Annotated in this window: 19 protein-coding genes, 2 riboswitches and 1 other annotated feature; of the genes, 6 read left to right on the top strand and 13 right to left on the bottom strand. The window is 41.2% G+C overall.

Going from position 1 to position 17,782, the window contains the following annotated elements:
- Positions 1 to 8 precede the first annotated feature (8 nt).
- Positions 9 to 1,301, top strand: a complete 1,293-nt coding sequence (locus tag MHH26_RS04160; RefSeq protein WP_340972481.1) for an aminotransferase class V-fold PLP-dependent enzyme — start codon at positions 9 to 11, stop codon at positions 1,299 to 1,301.
- A gap of 166 nt (positions 1,302 to 1,467) precedes the next feature.
- On the opposite strand, the gene MHH26_RS04155 is transcribed toward MHH26_RS04160, so the two are convergent.
- The 4 genes from MHH26_RS04155 to MHH26_RS04140 form a co-directional block, all read right to left on the bottom strand.
- A complete protein-coding gene (locus tag MHH26_RS04155; RefSeq protein ID WP_034662966.1) occupies positions 1,468 to 1,986 on the bottom strand; it encodes a PepSY domain-containing protein in 519 nt (172 codons plus the stop codon).
- 93 nt (positions 1,987 to 2,079) lie between these two features.
- Positions 2,080 to 2,769 (bottom strand): PepSY domain-containing protein, encoded by a 690-nt coding sequence (locus MHH26_RS04150; RefSeq protein WP_307499514.1) that lies wholly within the window; start codon positions 2,767 to 2,769, stop codon positions 2,080 to 2,082.
- A gap of 67 nt (positions 2,770 to 2,836) precedes the next feature.
- A complete protein-coding gene (locus MHH26_RS04145) occupies positions 2,837 to 4,186 on the bottom strand; it encodes a HAMP domain-containing sensor histidine kinase (RefSeq protein WP_340972479.1) in 1,350 nt (449 codons plus the stop codon).
- 3 nt (positions 4,187 to 4,189) lie between these two features.
- Positions 4,190 to 4,876: a response regulator transcription factor gene (locus MHH26_RS04140; RefSeq protein ID WP_034662974.1), complete on the bottom strand. Its 687-nt coding sequence runs from the start codon at positions 4,874 to 4,876 to the stop codon at positions 4,190 to 4,192.
- A 434-nt stretch (positions 4,877 to 5,310) separates the two neighbouring features.
- Between MHH26_RS04140 and MHH26_RS04135 the strand changes: the two genes are divergently transcribed.
- From MHH26_RS04135 to MHH26_RS04125, 3 genes are all read left to right on the top strand, one after another.
- Positions 5,311 to 6,270 (top strand): S8 family peptidase, encoded by a 960-nt coding sequence (locus MHH26_RS04135; protein WP_003210884.1) that lies wholly within the window; start codon positions 5,311 to 5,313, stop codon positions 6,268 to 6,270.
- A gap of 112 nt (positions 6,271 to 6,382) precedes the next feature.
- Positions 6,383 to 6,574: riboswitch (cobalamin riboswitch) on the top strand.
- A gap of 153 nt (positions 6,575 to 6,727) precedes the next feature.
- Positions 6,728 to 9,016: a 5-methyltetrahydropteroyltriglutamate--homocysteine S-methyltransferase gene (gene metE, locus MHH26_RS04130; protein ID WP_340972476.1), complete on the top strand. Its 2,289-nt coding sequence runs from the start codon at positions 6,728 to 6,730 to the stop codon at positions 9,014 to 9,016.
- Positions 9,017 to 9,154: 138 nt separating this feature from the next.
- The gene (locus MHH26_RS04125) at positions 9,155 to 9,625 is read left to right on the top strand and encodes a nucleoside deaminase (protein ID WP_106049104.1); all 471 of its coding nucleotides are present in this window, start codon (positions 9,155 to 9,157) and stop codon (positions 9,623 to 9,625) included.
- Between the two features lie 57 nt (positions 9,626 to 9,682).
- On the opposite strand, the gene MHH26_RS04120 is transcribed toward MHH26_RS04125, so the two are convergent.
- Positions 9,683 to 10,099 (bottom strand): organic hydroperoxide resistance protein, encoded by a 417-nt coding sequence (locus tag MHH26_RS04120; protein ID WP_034662985.1) that lies wholly within the window; start codon positions 10,097 to 10,099, stop codon positions 9,683 to 9,685.
- A gap of 161 nt (positions 10,100 to 10,260) precedes the next feature.
- Between MHH26_RS04120 and MHH26_RS04115 the strand changes: the two genes are divergently transcribed.
- Complete coding sequence (locus MHH26_RS04115; protein ID WP_034662988.1) at positions 10,261 to 10,707, top strand: MarR family winged helix-turn-helix transcriptional regulator; 447 nt, start codon at positions 10,261 to 10,263, stop codon at positions 10,705 to 10,707.
- 32 nt (positions 10,708 to 10,739) lie between these two features.
- Here MHH26_RS04115 and MHH26_RS04110 read toward each other — a convergent pair whose 3' ends face one another.
- From MHH26_RS04110 to purU, 6 genes are all read right to left on the bottom strand, one after another.
- Complete coding sequence (locus tag MHH26_RS04110) at positions 10,740 to 11,168, bottom strand: organic hydroperoxide resistance protein (RefSeq protein WP_034662992.1); 429 nt, start codon at positions 11,166 to 11,168, stop codon at positions 10,740 to 10,742.
- A 197-nt stretch (positions 11,169 to 11,365) separates the two neighbouring features.
- The gene (locus tag MHH26_RS04105; protein ID WP_282068432.1) at positions 11,366 to 11,500 is read right to left on the bottom strand and encodes a phosphatase; all 135 of its coding nucleotides are present in this window, start codon (positions 11,498 to 11,500) and stop codon (positions 11,366 to 11,368) included.
- Positions 11,490 to 12,626 carry a Rap family tetratricopeptide repeat protein gene (locus MHH26_RS04100; RefSeq protein WP_095285060.1) on the bottom strand — a complete coding sequence of 379 codons (1,137 nt, stop codon included), beginning with the start codon at positions 12,624 to 12,626 and terminating at the stop codon, positions 11,490 to 11,492. The genes MHH26_RS04105 and MHH26_RS04100 overlap by 11 nt, the downstream gene beginning before the upstream one ends.
- 129 nt (positions 12,627 to 12,755) lie before the next feature.
- Positions 12,756 to 14,003 (bottom strand): glutamate-5-semialdehyde dehydrogenase, encoded by a 1,248-nt coding sequence (locus MHH26_RS04095; protein ID WP_334748737.1) that lies wholly within the window; start codon positions 14,001 to 14,003, stop codon positions 12,756 to 12,758.
- Positions 14,004 to 14,015: 12 nt separating this feature from the next.
- Positions 14,016 to 15,113 carry a glutamate 5-kinase gene (gene proB / locus MHH26_RS04090; protein ID WP_034663006.1) on the bottom strand — a complete coding sequence of 366 codons (1,098 nt, stop codon included), beginning with the start codon at positions 15,111 to 15,113 and terminating at the stop codon, positions 14,016 to 14,018.
- 55 nt (positions 15,114 to 15,168) lie between these two features.
- Positions 15,169 to 15,387: a binding site (T-box leader), on the bottom strand.
- A gap of 43 nt (positions 15,388 to 15,430) precedes the next feature.
- Entirely contained in the window at positions 15,431 to 16,333 is a 903-nt protein-coding gene (gene purU, locus MHH26_RS04085) for a formyltetrahydrofolate deformylase (RefSeq protein WP_340972468.1), read from the bottom strand.
- Between the two features lie 162 nt (positions 16,334 to 16,495).
- On the opposite strand from purU, the gene MHH26_RS04080 reads away from it, so the two are divergent.
- Positions 16,496 to 16,681 (top strand): hypothetical protein, encoded by a 186-nt coding sequence (locus MHH26_RS04080; RefSeq protein WP_034663011.1) that lies wholly within the window; start codon positions 16,496 to 16,498, stop codon positions 16,679 to 16,681.
- Between the two features lie 32 nt (positions 16,682 to 16,713).
- Here the strand turns inward: MHH26_RS04080 and MHH26_RS04075 are convergent, their stop codons facing one another.
- Together MHH26_RS04075 and MHH26_RS04070 are read right to left on the bottom strand one after the other, a co-directional pair.
- Complete coding sequence (locus MHH26_RS04075; RefSeq protein WP_034663013.1) at positions 16,714 to 17,028, bottom strand: DMT family transporter; 315 nt, start codon at positions 17,026 to 17,028, stop codon at positions 16,714 to 16,716.
- Entirely contained in the window at positions 17,025 to 17,354 is a 330-nt protein-coding gene (locus tag MHH26_RS04070) for a DMT family transporter (RefSeq protein WP_034663015.1), read from the bottom strand. Before MHH26_RS04070 ends, MHH26_RS04075 begins: the two co-directional genes overlap by 4 nt.
- A gap of 66 nt (positions 17,355 to 17,420) precedes the next feature.
- A riboswitch (guanidine-I (ykkC/yxkD leader) is annotated at positions 17,421 to 17,528 on the bottom strand.
- Positions 17,529 to 17,782: the final 254 nt, after the last annotated feature.

The raw sequence follows: 17,782 nt of genomic DNA, 5'->3' as shown, positions 1-17,782 counted from the left end.
ATAAGATGATGAACCAAACTAAACTGAACATGCACATTTCAAATGATTTATTAAAAAAAGTAAGAGAACAATTTTTATATATTGATGAGGACCCTATCCTAAAAAAGGAACGACTTTTTTTTGATAATGCAGGTGGTTCTCTTCGTTTAAAACAGGCAAATCATATATTTTCAATCATTGATGGCATCCCAGATTGTTCTGAAAGAAATCATAAAACAGCAAAACACTTGATTGATATCCAGAAAAAGGGGATTGTTGATCTTCAAACCATTTTTAACGTGAAACAAGGAAGCTTCGCTACATATCTGACAGCGTCACAAGCTATCTTTGAGACTACGGGTATCATTGCAGAACATATTAAAGGAACAAATATTGTCACAACATCCTTAGAACATCCAGCAGCTTATGACGCAGCTAGTTTTTATGCAAATAAATTAAACAAGGAGCTGAGAGTGGCCAAGTCTAATCCTTTAACAGGTGGAGTGAACGTAGAAGACATCTTGGCATTAATCGATCAAGATACTGTTCTTCTAAGCGTCATCTATGCTTCGAATATCTCTGGTGCTATTTTAGACATTGAACAAATTGTACAAGAGGCAAGAAAAAAGAAGCCAAACTTATTTATCATGGTTGATGCCGTTCAACATGCACCTCATGGTTTAATTGATATTGAAAAAACCCCTGTTGATGTGATAAATTTTGCCCCATATAAATTTTTTGGTGTTAGAGGCTGCGGGGTTGCTTATTTATCGGAAAGAGCTGCTCTTCTCCCTCATCATAAGTTAAAAGGAAAGAAAGAAACTGAATGGGGTCTAGGAACTCCAGCACCTGCGCATTATGCGGCTATTAGCGCAATTGTTGATTATGTGTGCTGGCTTGGAAGTCATTTTACAACAGTGAATGCCAGACGACAGTTATTCGCAGCAGGTATGGAAGCTATCGGAAAACAAGAAAGGGCTTTATTAAAAATAATGCTAGACGGGATACCCAACGTAAAAGGGCTAAGAGAGATCGAAGGAGTGACCGTGCATCTTGATTACCGTGATTTATCAAAAAGAGATTTCATCGTGGCCATATCGTTAGAAGGAACAAACCATGAAGATGCAGTAAGAGAATATGAACAGCACGGTGTGATCGTATATGAAAGGTTGAATACAAGCATTTATTCTAAAAGGATGCTGGATTCCTTTGGAATTAAAGGGGCTATTAGAATATCACCTCTCCATTGTCATAATATTCAAGATATTGAGACATTTTTAAGAACAACTGAAATGATAAGCAATCAACATAAAAAGCATTAACATGCTTGGTGTACAGATACATGGAAGTACCCTATTCAGTTTAAAAGATGATATTCATTTGTACTTGTATACAATCATTTAAGCAAAAATAGCGGTCTGAACCAGCTATCCATGATGGATAAATGGTTCAGACCGCATACAAATTTATCTTAGGATTGCTGGCGGCTTAATCATCCCATTCTTGCTTCAGGATTTTGCCTGTTTTAGCGGAAATCTCAAAATCAACTTCCTCGCCGTTTGGTGTGGTGATTTCGACTTCATACAAGTACACACCATTTTCTTTATCTAAATCAGAATCTGTGACTGTTCCTTTTACTTTTGCAAGGGCAATTTTTTCAGCCTGCTTTTTAGTGATTTTCACATTCTGTTTCTTTTCTTTGACTGGATCATTCAGCGCTTTTCCTGTTTTGGCATCGACATATACTTTATATTCAAAGCCGCCTTTTTTAATCTCGACCTCATACACCCATTTTCCTTTTTTACGCTCAAGATCGACATCGTCCACATACCCTTTCACCACTTTTAGGGCTGCTTTTTCAGCTTGTTTCTTTGAGACAAACGATGATTTCTTTTGCACCACCTGCTCGGCGTGTGCTGTTTGATTTGTATTTTGCGCTTGAAGTGTGAAACCACCTGCGACAAGAGTTCCTGTTAATGCTGTAGCTACTAGTACTTTTTTCATCATGTTCATGTCCTCCTCTGTTTGATTTCTCCTTTATCTTAAAGAAAGAAGATGATAAAGGAAGGAAAGAAACATGAGAAAATCATGAGAAAAGGATTAGTTTTCGTACGTAATACCTTCAATGTCTCCTGTATATGCGTTCACAAGCACCTCTGCCTCTCGCCCGTCAGGCAAATCCAGCTCCACCTCAAAGACGAGCATACCGCTAAATGTTTCAAGATCTGCATCATCCACTGTCCCTCCGACTTCTTTTACCGCAATTCGGATGGCTTCTTCGACCGTGATTTTTGTCATTTTCTTTTCTTTAGAGGTTGGGCTTTTCTTTTCTGCTTCAAGCACCTTAAACGTTTGCTTGTCGACATCGACTTGATATAATTCTTTTTTTGATTGGATCGTAAAAATAAAACGATCGGACTTTTCTTTCTTTTGAATGACAGTCCCGCTTACTTTTTTAACAGCCGCTTCCTCTGCCTGGAGCTCAGCATTTTTTTCATTTGGCTTTTGATAGCTTTTGATCTGTCTGATTTCTTTCATTTGACCGCTTGCAGAAGATGCAATGATTTGATAGATACCATTTGCATTTTCCAGCGTCAATGTATAGTCCTGTTTATGATTGATTAAATCAATATTTGTAATGTTTCCATTGTAGTCTTTTGCGATGATTTTTTTGATTTCTGCTTCACTTAATATTTTTTGATCAATGGTTTGAATCATGAGCATTGCAAAGGCAGCAAGAACGACGAGACATCCTGCGAGCGCAAGCACCATTTTCGTTTTTCTAGACATGCAGCGCCTCCTTCCTATTTCCTATTTTATAAGGAGGAAATGAGAAATTGATGAGAAAAGACCTATTTTATTTCTGAAAAAGAATGGTCATGGTTGTCCCTTCGCCGATTCGGCTGTCTACCTTCAGCTCAGCTCCATGCTCTTCTGCAATTTGCTTCGCAATTGAAAGACCAAGACCCGTTCCGCCTGTCTCACTGTTTCTTGCTTCATCCACACGGAAAAAGCGGTCAAAGATTTTCGGCAAATCCTCTTCTTTTATGCCAATCCCATGGTCAACGACTGAAATAAACGGCTTCTCTCCCGCCCATCCGCATGTCACATCAACTGGCTCTGTACTATATTTGACCGCATTATCAATCAAGATGGTCAAAAGCTGCTTGATTTTCTCTTCGTCTCCTTCCGCAATAAGCGGCTGATCTGTTTGCACATGAGTTTGAATGGTTCGATTGGTGGCTACTTCAAGTGTATGGCATATCTGCTTGCACAAATGACCAAGATCGACTGGCTTCTTATTCACATATAGAGGCTGACCATTTTTCGCCAGTGTCAGCAATTGATCTGTCAGTCTTTTCATTTTTTTCGCTTCATCATGAATAGCTTGGGAGGATTCTTCTACAACCTCTGGACGTGTTTGCCCCCAGCGCTTCAGTAAATTGCTGTAGCTCATAATGACCGTAATCGGCGTCTTTAACTCGTGTGAGGCATCATGCAGAAATTGCTGCTCTTTTTCATAATGCTTCTCGAGGATTTCTGACATTTCATTAAAGGTTTGGCCCATTTGATACAATTCATCCTTTGAATCGCCTGCTAGTTTGATTCGCTTAAACGCCTTCTCCTTCATACTTGCCTTCATGGTGCTCGTCATTCTACTAATAGGGCGTACGATTTGTTTTGTTAAAATGTGGCCAGCAAAATAGGAAAGCACTATAATTAAAACGCCAGCAGCGATTAAAATCATTCTTAATAACGCCAAATTTTCTTCCGTATTTTCGATTTCTTCATATACTTGAAGCGACACAATCTCTCCATTTGTCCAAATGACCGGAATTGCAGCGAACGCAGTCATATGCTTGTTGTATTCTTTGATTTCTGCTGTCTGCCCAGATTCATATGTAAAAGGCAGTGAACTAAACATTGACTCCTTTGTAACAGTCAGCTTTGATTCACCCGTTTCTGTCACGACACGGATCATGCCATTTTGGGGCAAGTACGCTTTCAGCAGCTCCGAAGATGGAAGACCTTCTTCTTCTGATTTTTTTAAAGCAATGGCAATATTTTCAGCCACCTCAGACAGCCGGGACATATCTTTTTGCGTCAAGGTTATCGAAAAAATAAAATAAATGGCTGTATGAAATAAGAGCACCATTAAAAACAAGGACAACGACGTATAAAGCTGGATTTTATTTTTTAATCTCATTCTTTATCCTTTCATCACATAACCCACACCTCTCACTGTGTGAATCAGCTGTTTTTCGAATGGGTAATCGACTTTTTTTCTTAAATAACGGATATAGACATCCACCACGTTCGTATCACCAAAATAATCAAAGCCCCAAACGGCTGTTAAAAGCTGATCTCTTGTGAGCACTTGCTGCTGATGCTTCAGCAAGTGGACAAGCAGGTCATATTCTCTCGGTGTCAGTTCAAGCATTTGGCCTGCCCTTTGTATGTCTCTTGTTTTCTCGTTGACGGTCAAATCTGCTATGCTAAGCTCTGTTTCCTTTTCTTCTTGCGCCTTTATATTCAACCTTAGCTGCGCACGAATTCGCGCTAATAATTCTTCTATGTCAAAGGGCTTTGTAATATAATCATTCGCCCCAAGATCGAGCCCGCTTACCTTATCAGGTACACTTCCTCTTGCTGTAATCAATATAATAGGTGTCGCTGTATTTGTCTTTCGAACCCTTCTCAGCACTTCAAGACCGCTTAATTCTGGAAGCATGACGTCAAGCAGCACCAAATCGAAGCTTTCTTCTTCAAGAGCCTGAAGTCCATCCATTCCAGTCTCTTTGACTGTCACCTCATATCCTTCATATTCAAGCTCTAGTGACAGCACCCTTGCAATTTTCTTTTCATCTTCGACTACGAGTATCTTCCCTTTGTTCATCTCTATCTCTCCTATCTGAAAGGCAAGCTTGTCTTTCCACTATTATATGTTGCCTTTCGCATTTGGAACAGTCACAATCTTCACGTCTATTTTTTATGAAAGAAACATTTATTTTTGAACAAAAACTTTTTATATCGCATCTAATGCTTGATTTCCTTGTTTTTTAGTTTGCCTCTTTTAGTCCTTTTCACCCATTTTCATCTGGACAGGTGCAAGCTCACTATGCAGCATTTCTTTCTTTTTCATATGATATCAAGAGTTTTCCTCAAAAGCTGAGTTCTTTCGTCAAGAAGTGAGGGGAACTGCACTTTTGATAATAGATTGATTATTTGAAAAATTATTACAATTGACCCTTTCCGATCAAAAGTTTCTTTTATACAATAACATTACGCAGCCTGAATCTACTTTGAAAACAAAATAAGGAGGGCTTTCTTATGAAAGGTGAAATTCGCTTAATTCCGTATGAAGTAAAAGCCAATGTGATGGAAGCGAAAGAGACGCCGGAAAGTATTCAGGAGATTAAAGCACCCGAACTTTGGTCAAGTGGCTTCAAAGGAAAAGGCATAACCATTGCTGTCCTCGATACAGGTTGCGACACGGAGCATCCCGACTTAAAAGATCAGATTATCGGAGGCAAGAACTTTACCGATGATGACAACGGAGATGCTGAAAATGTGAAAGACTACAACGGACATGGCACCCATGTAGCAGGGACTATTGCAGCAACAGATCAAAATGGCGGAATTCTAGGGGTTGCCCCTGAAGCCAAGCTGCTGATCGTGAAAGTTCTTGGCGGTGAAAATGGCAGCGGGAAATACGAATGGATCATTAATGGCATCAACTATGCCGCTGAGCAGAAGGTGGATATTATCTCCATGTCTCTCGGTGGTCCAAGCAATGAGCCCGCCTTACAGGAAGCCATTCAAAACGCTGTGAAAAGCGGTGTACTTGTTGTGTGCGCAGCAGGAAATGAAGGGGACGGGGACGAGCGTACGGAAGAGTTCTCCTACCCAGCAGCATACAATGAAGTCATTGCCGTCGGCTCTGTTTCCCTTGCAAGAGAATCCTCTGAATTTTCTAATGCCAATAAAGAAATCGACCTCGTCGCTCCAGGAGAAGACATTTTATCCACTCTCCCTAACCATAAATACGGCAGACTGACAGGCACCTCAATGGCCGCCCCTCACGTAAGCGGTGCACTAGCCATTATTAAAAATGCCGAGGAAGAAGCGTTCCAGCGCAAGCTGACAGAGCCTGAGGTCTATGCTCAGCTTGTCAGAAGAACCCTTCCATTGAAGCAGTCGAAAGCCCTCGTAGGGAATGGATTTTTATATTTAACTGCACCTGATGTCCTTTTAGAAAAAACATTGGAAGCAGATCTTTTATCTCTATAGCTTGAATAGAGGTCCTGAGAATAGATTGAATTTTCTCAGGATTTTTTTAATTAAAATTATTCAAAATTTACTTTGACGAAATGAAGTGGACGTTATATAATCGAACACAATAAATTCATAGTTTGAGAGTCGGTAATTCGATCATACGTCGAATTTTAATTGGGAAGACCGGTGAAAATCCGGCGCGGTCCCGCCACTGTGAGTGAGGAGAGCTTTTCTCATGAATCCACTGTCATAAGGATGGGAAGGATGAAAAGCTTGCAGATTCACCAGCCAGGATACCAGCCGCTCTATCACATCAAACCCCCTACGGTTGATAGGAGATGTCGGAAAAAGCGTCAGTTATGCTCACGCCTTATTTCGCACACACATTTTGTCTTTTTAAACCAGACATTTGCCCTCATCAATCTTCGCCATGAGTGTAAATGTCTTTTTATATTTAGAGGAGGAATTGGAATTGACAATTGTTAAAACAAGTAATCTAGGTTTTCCGCGAATTGGTTTAAACAGAGAATGGAAAAAAGCACTTGAGTCTTATTGGAAAGGTCAAACAGACCGCGAAACCCTCTTAAGCACACTGGATGAACAATTTTTAACGGCCATTAAAACGCAAATTGACCAACAAATTGATGTTGTTCCTTCTGGAGACTTCACCTTCTACGATCACGTGCTCGATACTGCTGTTATGTTCAATTGGATTCCAGAGCGCTTCCGCAGCTTAAAAGACCCGCTAGATACATACTTTGCGATGGCAAGAGGAACAAAAGATGCTGTCTCAAGTGAAATGACAAAATGGTTTAATACAAACTATCACTACATCGTTCCAGAATACGAAAAAAGCACCGAATTCAAACTCACACATAACAAACCGCTTGAAGCTTACGAAAAGGTGAAAAAGGCGTTTGGTGTTGAAACAAAACCTGTTGTACTTGGTCTTTATACATTTGTCTCACTTTCTAAAGGCTATGAACCAAATGAAGTAAAAGAGATTCAGCAGCGTCTCGTCCCGCTTTATACTCAGGTTTTAAAAGAACTTGAAGAAGCCGGCGTCAAATGGGTTCAAATTGATGAGCCAGCACTTGTCACCGCTTCAAATGAAGACGTGAAAGCCGTAAAAGAAATCTATCAAACAATCAAAGAAGCCGTACCTGCCTTAAACATTCTTCTTCAAACATACTTTGATTCAGTAGATGCCTATGAAGAGCTTGTCACATATCCTGTTGAAGCCATCGGTCTTGATTTTGTCCATGATCAAGGGCGAAATCTTGATCAAGTGAAAAAGCACGGCTTCCCAAAAGATAAAATTTTAGCAGCAGGCGTCATTGATGGAAGAAATATTTGGAGATCAGATCTTGGAGAAAGATTGTCATTCATTTCTGAGGTCATTGCTGACGCTCAGCCGAAGGAAGTATGGCTGCAGCCATCAAGCAGTTTGCTGCATGTACCAGTTGCAAAACACCCAAGCGAGCAGCTTGAAGAAAAACTATTAAACGGACTATCTTATGCCACTGAAAAGCTGGCTGAATTAACAACATTAAAAGAAGGCTTAACAAAAGGAGCCGCAGCGATTGATGCCGACATCAATGAAGCCACGCAAGCACTTCTTACTTTAAAAGAATTTGCAAAAGGAACCAATGCGGATTTCACAGCAGAACGCAACAATCTTTCATCGAAAGACTTTAAACGATCAGCTGCCTTTGAAGAGCGCCTTCGTATCCAAAACGACTCTCTTGAACTGCCGCTTTTGCCAACAACAACTATTGGCAGCTTCCCGCAGTCTGCTGAAGTGCGCAGCGCTCGTCAAAAATGGCGTAAAAATGAGTGGACAGATGCCGAGTATGATGAATTTATTAAGAAAGAAACAAAAAGATGGATTGATATTCAGGAGGAAATTGGCCTGGACGTTCTCGTACACGGAGAATTTGAGCGGACAGATATGGTTGAATACTTTGGTGAAAAGCTAGCCGGATTTGCCTTTACGAAATTTGCTTGGGTCCAATCCTACGGATCACGCTGCGTGAAGCCGCCAATCATTTATGGAGATGTCGAGTTTACAGCGCCAATGACCGTGAAAGAGACGGTTTACGCACAAAGCTTAACGGAGAAAAAGGTCAAAGGAATGCTGACAGGACCTGTCACCATTTTAAACTGGTCTTTCCCAAGAACAGATATCTCCCGAAAAGACATTGCCTTCCAAATCGCTTTCGCATTACGTAAAGAGGTAGAAGCGTTAGAAGAAGCAGGGATTCAAGTTATTCAAGTGGATGAACCTGCGCTAAGAGAAGGTCTTCCACTCAAAGAAAGTGATTGGGCAGAATATTTAAACTGGGCAGCAGAGTCGTTCCGTCTATCAACATCATCTGTTCAAAATGAAACGCAAATTCATACACATATGTGCTACAGTAACTTCGAGGATATTGTCGATACGATCGAAGACCTTGATGCCGACGTGATCACTATTGAACATTCACGCAGTCATGGTGGATTCCTCGATTACCTAGAGAAGCACCCGTATTTGAAAGGACTTGGACTTGGTGTATATGACATCCATAGCCCGCGCGTTCCATCTGTCGAAGAAATGAGTCAAATCATTGATGATGCGCTGAACGTATGTCCGACAGATCGCTTCTGGGTGAATCCTGACTGTGGTCTAAAAACGAGACAAGAGCCTGAAACCATTGCTGCTTTGAAAAACATGGTGACGGCTGCTGAAGTCGCTCGTAAAAAGCTGGCGCAGCATGCATAATTGATTCCCTCTCCCCTGCCGAACATGGCGGGGGTTTTTATGCGCAGATTGTCCTGTTTGACCATCTACTAGGATGTTTCCTTTTCTAGCATGATTCGTTTATACTAGAGAAGTCAGTCGAACAAAGGGAGGAAGACAATGAATCACGAAGATTTTTTACAACGCGCAATTGATCTTGCAGTAGAAGGAGTCAATAGTGGTACTGGCGGCCCTTTTGGAGCAGTCATTGTCAAGGATGGACAGATTATTGCCGAGGGAAGCAACAATGTGACAACAACGAATGATCCAACCGCACATGCAGAAGTCACAGCCATTCGAAAGGCGTGCCAGACGCTGAATACATACCAATTAGAAGATTGTATTTTATATACAAGCTGTGAGCCTTGCCCGATGTGCCTTGGCGCTATTTACTGGGCTAGACCAAAAGCCGTGTATTTTGCTGCTGGACATCAGGATGCAGCGACTTCTGGTTTTGATGACTCGTTTATTTATGAAGAAATCAACAAGGATTACGAATCAAGAAATATTCCATTTTACCAGCTGACACTTCAAAAAAACCTTGCACCGTTTGAAGCTTGGGAAACATACGAACAAAAGAAAGAATATTAAAAAAAGACACCTGCTGGTAAGCAGGTGTTTCTGATTCAGCGTGATAGAAAACCTTTTTTATTCAGCCACTTCAAGCTCTACTTCGATGTTCCCTCTTGTTGCTTTTGAATATGGACAGAATTCATGCGCAGCCTCGACAAGCTCTCTCGCTTTGTCATGGTCAAGGCCTTTTGCAGACACAATCAGCTTGACACCAAGCTTAAAGCCGCCATCACTTTCATCTTTTAAAAGACTGACATGTCCCTCTACTTCCGATTCAATGTCTATCCCTTGCTTCTTCGCTACTTGTTCAAGTGCCCCTCCGAAACAAGCTGCATAGCCGGCTGCGAATAATTGCTCTGGATTCGTACCAGTCTCTCCGTCTTTCTTTGCATTAGGCATGACAATGTTATGATCGAGTACACCATCTTCTGAACGAACATGTCCAGCTCTTCCATGCTGCGCCTTTACTTTTGCTGTGAATAATGGTTTCATCTTCATCTCCTCCTTTATCTATTTATTCCTTTCACGTTCTATCCATTTCTCAAACATTTATCGCACATTAAAGAATTTTTCATTTTTGGGCTGTATTTATTTTAAAAAGGAAGAAAATCTTATACAATGATAAGTATGACAAAAAATAGTTGGTGACTGACATGACAAATGAATTCGAGCATATGAAGCTGGAAAATCAGCTTTGTTTCTTGTTATATGCAAGTTCAAGAGAGATGACGAAGCAGTATAAACCGTTATTAGAAGAGTTAGACATTACGTATCCGCAATATTTGGCACTGCTTTTATTGTGGGAGCATGGGACATTAAATGTGAAAACGATGGGAGAGCTTTTATATTTAGACTCCGGTACACTCACACCTATGCTGAAACGGATGGAGCAAAACGGACTCATCATCCGCGAGCGCTCGAAAGAGGATGAACGTTCTGTGCAAATTCGTTTAACGGAATATGGTGAACAGCTAAAAGAGAAGGCTACTGCGATTCCATTTCATATGCTGTCTGGGACAGGCAGATCGGAAGAAGAGTTAAAAACACTGCGCGCCTCTTTACATGAGCTTTTGCAAAAATTAACACAACCAAAAGGCTGAGGGAACATTCCCTCAGCCTTTTATGATGTCAATTATTGTGCGACAGCTACTAGTTCTACTTCGATATTTCCTTGAGTTGCTTTTGAATATGGGCATACGCCATGTGCTTTATGAACAAGCTCATCTAATGCTGATTGCTCGATTCCAGTTCCTTTTACTTCTAGCTTAACGCCTAGTTTGAAACCGTCATCTGAACTATCTTTCACTAAGCTCACATGTGCTGTTACTTCACTTTCAAAACGGATACGCTCTTGTCTCGCGACCATTTGAAGGGCTGAATCAAAACATGCAGAGTAGCCTGCTGCGAATAATTGCTCTGGATTTGTTGCTTTTTCAAGTTTTTTCGCTCTTGGTGTTCCAGGCATTGCTACATCATGCTCAAGCACACCATCGGTTGAAACAACCTTTCCTTCTCTTCCTCCGACAGCTGATACCGTTGCAGTAAATAAAACGTCTGACATGAATATAACCCTCTTTCTCTCTAATAATATTTTCTACAATTGAATTGTACACAATTTAAATTCAAGAGTCAATGAATATACACTCTTTTTTTAAGATTTCCTTCTCACCTCTATTTTATGAGCATGTCACCCAGATTCATTTTTAGACAGTAAAAAAAGCCCTTGAATAAGGGCTTTCATATTGTTGACAAGAGCTTTTAGATGATGTCATGCTGCGCATTTGGTTGTTCTAGCGTATGGTTTCTGTTATCCGGGTCAGCATTTGCTGCTGCCAGCCATAACGCCAGGATGGTGATGCTTGTACAGACGACTGTCCATTTTTTAAAATTCATATAAACAATCCCCTCTCTGAATATAGATTCGAGCATGTTCCGCTTCTCCGTAGAACATGGAAGATTTTTCATAATCCTCCATTTCATTATAATACTTTGCGGTGTCTAATGCCAGTTCCTCTATATCAGGATATGCATAGGCGGACTCTAAAAAATGAAAAATTCGTTTAATATGCTCCGCATCTTGCTTTAAGTACAATGCTTCTAAAAATATCGTCTTCTGAATATGGATGTCATCCTGAAGTGCTTCTGCTCGCTTCATACATTCTTCTCTGTAGTGTAAGGCTTCTTCGTGTTTACCTTGTTTGTATAATATCTGAGCGGCGGTATAAAGAGGGTCTATAGATCGACGAAGGTGATCGGATTGATTTTGGTCAAATAACGAGATGGATTCTTTCATTAGTTCGAGTGCGCGGTCAAGATCTCCCATTCGGTAATAACTGTTGCCCATATTAAACAAAGAGGAAGCAATAAAACGCACATTCTGAAAGTCTCTTGATCTCGCAAGCGCTCTCTCGAGATGTGGTAATGCCTTTTCATGCCTTCTCATATCATCATAGTTACCGGCCACAATAAATTCGCACTGGATCGTGCGAAGTGCATATAGCTCATGCTGAATATAGACATCCAGCGCCAGTTTGGCATGGTGCATCGAAATATGTGTTTGTTTCATGTGATAATATATTTCTGACATTTTAAAATGAAATTCCGCACGTTCAATATCATCTGACACAAAAGAAAGCTTGTGCTCTGCCTTTTGATAAGACGAGATGGCAGCAATATACTGCCTACGGCCAAATTCATACATGCCTCTGAAAAAATGATAGTAGTATTCAAGCATGCCTGTGACATGTGTTTGATGCTCATCTATTTCTTTCGAAAGCTCGGAAAAGTTGGCGCGAAGCTTTCCTTCCTTTAATGGCTTTAAGTAATCGAGCATGACCTCATGCCTGAATTCCATTAAAGAAAAATAGAGAAGTAAATTCTGATCTTCTTCCATTGAATCAAGAGAGGTGCGAATTTCCTGCTTTAATTGTTCTGCTTGTTCTGAATCAAATCTGCGGATTAATTCATACCACTTGTTGATTTTCACTCCAATATCCGAAGAGGGAATGATTTTCGCCATACGTTGCCTTCTCCAATCTTCTCAAAATATAAAACATTACCATATTTTATCATACTTGACCGAAGAAATACAAAAATGAAATGAAAGGAAAAAGAGAGCCTGCTGTCACAAGACTCTCTTTTGAATTCGTTATTCTCTTATTTGTCCTTGACCACGAATGACAAATTTTTCAGAGGTTAAAGCCGGCAGACCCATCGGCCCTCTTGCATGCAGTTTTTGTGTGCTAATCCCTATTTCTGCTCCGTAGCCAAATTCAAAGCCATCTGTGAACCGAGTAGAAGCGTTGTGATAGACAGCGGCAGCATCGACAGCTGTTAAGAAAAGTGAAGCATGCTGATCATTTTCCGTAATGATCGCTTCAGAGTGCTTGGAGCTATACGTTTGAATATGCTGAATCGCTTCTTCTATGCTCTCTACGATTTTAATACTGACAATCGGCGCTAAAAACTCTGTTTCATAGTCCTCTGTGGTCGCTAATGAAGCACTAGGCGCAAGGGCACATACGGCTTCATCGCCCCGTATCTCTACCCCATTTGCATGCAGGGCTTCAAATAACGAAGCGCCATATGTTTTTGCCCATGTTTCATGAATGACAATGCTCTCAATCGCATTGCAAACAGATGGTCTTTGGGTTTTAGCATTCAGCACAATCTGCTCAGCCATTTCGTTTTTCGCTGTTTCATCAATATAGATATGACAGTTCCCTGCACCTGTCTCAAGCACTGGCACGGTAGACTCTCTCACGACAAGATCAATTAAATTTTTCCCGCCGCGCGGAATAAGGACATCCAGATATTCATTTAAAGTGAACAGCGTTTTCGCCGTTTCACGGCCTGTATCTTCAATCAATTGCACACTGTCTACTGGAATATCCGTTGTCTGAAGCGCTTCATGGATCACCTTGACAATCGCTTTATTACTATGAATGGCAGAGGAGCTCCCGCGAAGAATAACAGCATTCCCAGTTTTGAGGCAAAGGGTGGCAGCATCTACTGTCACGTTTGGCCTTGCTTCATAAATCATTCCAACCGTTCCGAGAGGCACACGCACCTTTTCGATGAACAGACCGTTTTCTTTTTGAATGGTTTCTAATGTTTCACCAATTGGGTCTTTTAGGTGAATCAGCTGAAGAGTAGCGTCTGCAATGGCGTCAATTCTCTCTTCTGTGAGTGTAATCCGGTCAATAACAGAAGGCGTGAACTGATTTTCCTCGGCAGCCTGAACATCCTTTTTATTCTCCTCCAATAAATAAGCGGAAGATGCTTTTAGTGCATTTGCGATGGCATGTAAAGCAGCATTTTTTTGCTCCGTCGTTTTTAGCAGCAGCTGATCTTTGGCTGTACTTGCTTTTTTTGCTTTTTCAAGAACTTCATTCATCGTATTCCCTCCTCAGTTTTGTACATGCTGTACCCAGTGATCTCTGTGTATAACCTCAGGCTTCTCATTTGAAAGCTCATCACTTCGCATCCCTTTAATGCCGAGAAGCTCATCGGATGCGTACAAGGTTTGTCCCTTACCTACTAATCCGTTCGGACCGACCACTTCAACGACCTCTCCTTTAGAAAAGTCACCAGCGACATCAATGACTCCAGCCGGAAGAAGGCTTCTGCCGTTATGCAAAATCGCCGCTTCCGCTCCTGCATCTATCATGATTTTCCCAGAGACGGGTGAGTGGAATTGAATCCATTGACGGCGGTTGTTGACGGCTGATAAGTCCTGTTCTCCGATATACGTTCCGTCACCTTGACCCGCAAGAATGTGAAGCAGCTTGTCTTCTCCAGTACCTGTGCCAATGAAGACTTTCACGCCAAGTGAAAGTGCGGTTTGTGCAGCAGACAGCTTTGATTTCATCCCGCCTGTTCCCACTTTTGAACCAGTGCTCTTCGCATATGAAAACAATTCTTCTGAAATGTGTGTCAGTACATCAAAACGCTTCGCCTCAGGATGCTCATTTGGATTTGCATCATATATTCCGTTAATGTCCGTTAAGATGATCAATTGGTCTGCATGGATTAATCCACTGACAAGAGCTGAAAGCATGTCATTATCCCCAAAGGTAAGCTCCTCAATGGAAACAGAATCATTTTCATTAATGATCGGTAAAATTTTTCTTTCCAGCAGCTCCATCATCGTAGCGTAAGCATTTCGATATCTTGTTCGATCTGAAAAGTCATTACGGGTTAAAAGCATTTGTGCAGGTGTCATGTGAAACTGTGAAAATAGCTCTGTATATTTCTGCATTAACAAGCCCTGTCCAACCGCTGCTGCTGCCTGTTTCCCCTTTAAAGTCACAGGTCTTGATGGATACCCTAAGCTGCCAAACCCTGCTGCAACGGCTCCTGACGAAATTAAAATGATTTCATGCCCAGCCTCTTTCAGCTTTGCTATCGCTTTCACATGATCCTGCATTTTTTGTTCATCAATGGCTCCTTTTTGCTCTGTTAATGAACTGCTGCCAATTTTGATGACGATCCTTTGCTTTTTCATTATTGATTCCCTCCGCTATACCTTTAGGCACAAAAAAATCCCTTTTTCTCCTTATGTAAAGGACGAAAAGGGATTTTCCGTGGTACCACCTTCATTGAATAAGCATACATCTAGCTTATTCCACTCAACTCCTGTAACGCCAGGCACGCGCTTAGATTTTTCCTCTAAGGCTCAAAGGGCAGGTTCAGCAGCTGTCTGCGGCAAATGTTTCAGCATATCATTTGCTCTCTTTACGCATCAGTTCCTGCTTACTATTCCTTTTCAACGCTCGTTAATTTTTTTATATTATCACCAATTGCTCAGGAAAAGTCAAGCCGTCAATTAAATACAATCGTTTTATTCTCATGCACAATTATTCGATCTTCTAGATGCCATTTGACGGCACGTGCAAGCACACTCCGCTCAATTGTTCGGCCAATATTTTTTAATGCTTCCGCATCATCACGGTGATCTACTCGCTCAATATCCTGTTCAATGATTGGCCCTTCGTCTAAATCATTGGTCACATAATGAGAAGTCGCGCCAATTAATTTGACTCCTCGCTCATATGCCCGCTTATATGGATTTGCACCAATAAACGCTGGCAGAAAAGAATGATGAATATTAATGATTTTGTTCGGGTGCTGTTCAATAAATTCAGGCGTTAAAATTTGCATGTATCTAGCAAGCACAATGGCATCAATATCATACTCTTCTAATAATGCGAGCTGCTGTTTTTCCGCTTCTTTGCGAATGTCTTTGTTCGCCTTCACAAAATGGAACGGGATTCCAAGCGATTCTACTGTATCTTTTGCCGTTTCATGATTGCTGATCACGACCGCAATTTCAGCCATCAAATTGCCGCTTTGCCATTCCCATAGCAGCTCATGTAAACAATGAAGCTCTTTTGACACAAAGATCGCCAGCTTTTTAAGCTCACTTGCACGCGACATGCTCCACGTCATTTGAAATGATGCTGCAATTGGCTCAAACTGATGTTTCAGCTGATCCATATTTGCCGAGATGTCTTTCCAATCAAATTCAATTCTTAAAAAGAACCGGCCGCTTTCATGATCTGTTGTGTATTGGCTGGATTCAATGATATTCGCTCCGTGCTCAAATAAAAAGGAAGAAACAGCTGATACAATTCCAGGCTGATCCGGACAGCTGACAAGCAACCTTCCTTTTTGCTCATGCTTTTGTCTGTGTAATTCAAGTTTCTCTGTTATCAAAGTTCTCATGTATCATGACCTCATTTACGTTTTCATTCTAATGAAATATTATACTGGACTGGAAAGAGAAAAAGCAATGTAGAGTCCTATTTTTTATTGAATATTCATTCAATTCTGCACCTGGCGTGATATAATGTGAATAGACCTTTTATCATAAAAGGAGTGATGGAGATGAAAAGTATGACTTTGTTTGGTAAAGTGAGCTTTTGGCTCGGCATCGTTTGTCTGATCACAGGTATTTCCCTTTTTATAGCCGGTGAAAGACTCATTCCTTTTCTCACATTTGGTGTGTGTTTTCTGCTTGTGAGCCAGCTTTACCGCAAAAATGAAAACGATTCCAATCATCATTCAATGTAACAAAAGGCTGGCACCTATCTGCCAGCCTTTTCTTATTCAATGATTTTCAATCCTACTGCCGCAGATAAAATCAGGGCGATGAAGAAAATACGTTTTGCGTCTTTCGACTCTCCGTAAAACAGCATACCGACCATGGCGCCTCCAGCAGCTCCGATTCCAGTCCAAATGGCGTACGCCGTTCCCATCGGAATCGTATTCATCGCAAGAGACAGCATCAGAAAGGACATCGAAAAGCCAGCTGCAATGAATAAAATCCATTTGACATGCCGGTCTTTTTGGAATTGATTCATCATGGTCACACAAAGCATTTCTAAGATGCCTGCTCCAATGAGTAAAAGCCAGCTCATGATTCAGCCTCTCCCTTCTTTTCACCTGTTGTCAGCTTCAGCCCTAATACACCGCACAAAAGCATGACAATCAAAAGCAGTTTGACAAGCTGAACCGGCTCACCAAGCACCATGCCTATGAGGACGGTACCTGCTGTCCCAAGCCCGGTAAAAACGGCATAAAGTGTGCCAACTGGCAGTACACTTGTTGCTTTCATGAGTAAATAAAAGCTCACGATAATACAAACGATGGTTGCGCCCCATTCTATGAGCGAGTGAGCATATTTCAGCCCCATCACCCAGCCGACTTCAAATATGGCCGCAATAAAGACATTTCCCCATTTCATCTGATCTTCTCCTTTCTGAACGATTCCAACCAACAAAAAAAGCCTGGAAATCGATCGTTTGATCAAATCTCCCGGGCTTTTATCCCTCCGTGTCCATATGGCCTCTTCTAAGACCCTATGTGTTTTCTCTCGGACCAGACTGCACCAGCGCACGGAACCCTAGAAAACCAATTCATGATATACAGACCTGACTTAGAGCAGATTCTGTATTAAAAATCTTATCACACCCCGATATGCCGGTCTACCAGTTTGCTCTCCCTCTTCAAATATACTTGTTCATTTTTCGAAAGAAATGATATGAGACCGGCGTATACTAAATGATAGACAGAGAAATGATCACATCGCTGATATAATGAAATAAGATTGATGTGATGAACGATCCAAGATGACGCTTTGTTTACCAGCACAAAGTACGCTGAATCACATTT

Source organism: Bacillus sp. FSL K6-2839 (assembly GCF_038003365.1).
Classification (GTDB): domain Bacteria; phylum Bacillota; class Bacilli; order Bacillales; family Bacillaceae; genus Bacillus.
This window is presented reverse-complemented; position numbering and strand designations above follow the sequence as displayed.

Coding starts and splice junctions, on each gene's coding strand:
- MHH26_RS04115 (WP_034662988.1), top strand. CDS start 10,261: ATGACAAATGAATTCGAGCATATGAAGCTGGAAAATCAGCTTTGTTTC.
- MHH26_RS04150 (WP_307499514.1), bottom strand. CDS start 2,769: ATGTCTAGAAAAACGAAAATGGTGCTTGCGCTCGCAGGATGTCTCGTC.
- MHH26_RS04080 (WP_034663011.1), top strand. CDS start 16,496: ATGAAAAGTATGACTTTGTTTGGTAAAGTGAGCTTTTGGCTCGGCATC.
- MHH26_RS04155 (WP_034662966.1), bottom strand. CDS start 1,986: ATGATGAAAAAAGTACTAGTAGCTACAGCATTAACAGGAACTCTTGTC.
- MHH26_RS04135 (WP_003210884.1), top strand. CDS start 5,311: ATGAAAGGTGAAATTCGCTTAATTCCGTATGAAGTAAAAGCCAATGTG.
- proB (WP_034663006.1), bottom strand. CDS start 15,113: ATGAAAAAGCAAAGGATCGTCATCAAAATTGGCAGCAGTTCATTAACA.
- MHH26_RS04110 (WP_034662992.1), bottom strand. CDS start 11,168: ATGTCAGACGTTTTATTTACTGCAACGGTATCAGCTGTCGGAGGAAGA.
- purU (WP_340972468.1), bottom strand. CDS start 16,333: ATGAGAACTTTGATAACAGAGAAACTTGAATTACACAGACAAAAGCAT.
- MHH26_RS04145 (WP_340972479.1), bottom strand. CDS start 4,186: ATGAGATTAAAAAATAAAATCCAGCTTTATACGTCGTTGTCCTTGTTT.
- MHH26_RS04075 (WP_034663013.1), bottom strand. CDS start 17,028: ATGAGCTGGCTTTTACTCATTGGAGCAGGCATCTTAGAAATGCTTTGT.
- MHH26_RS04105 (WP_282068432.1), bottom strand. CDS start 11,500: ATGAATTTTAAAAAATGGACAGTCGTCTGTACAAGCATCACCATCCTG.
- MHH26_RS04095 (WP_334748737.1), bottom strand. CDS start 14,003: ATGAATGAAGTTCTTGAAAAAGCAAAAAAAGCAAGTACAGCCAAAGAT.
- MHH26_RS04125 (WP_106049104.1), top strand. CDS start 9,155: ATGAATCACGAAGATTTTTTACAACGCGCAATTGATCTTGCAGTAGAA.
- MHH26_RS04070 (WP_034663015.1), bottom strand. CDS start 17,354: ATGAAATGGGGAAATGTCTTTATTGCGGCCATATTTGAAGTCGGCTGG.
- MHH26_RS04140 (WP_034662974.1), bottom strand. CDS start 4,876: ATGAACAAAGGGAAGATACTCGTAGTCGAAGATGAAAAGAAAATTGCA.
- MHH26_RS04160 (WP_340972481.1), top strand. CDS start 9: ATGAACCAAACTAAACTGAACATGCACATTTCAAATGATTTATTAAAA.
- MHH26_RS04100 (WP_095285060.1), bottom strand. CDS start 12,626: ATGGCGAAAATCATTCCCTCTTCGGATATTGGAGTGAAAATCAACAAG.
- MHH26_RS04120 (WP_034662985.1), bottom strand. CDS start 10,099: ATGAAACCATTATTCACAGCAAAAGTAAAGGCGCAGCATGGAAGAGCT.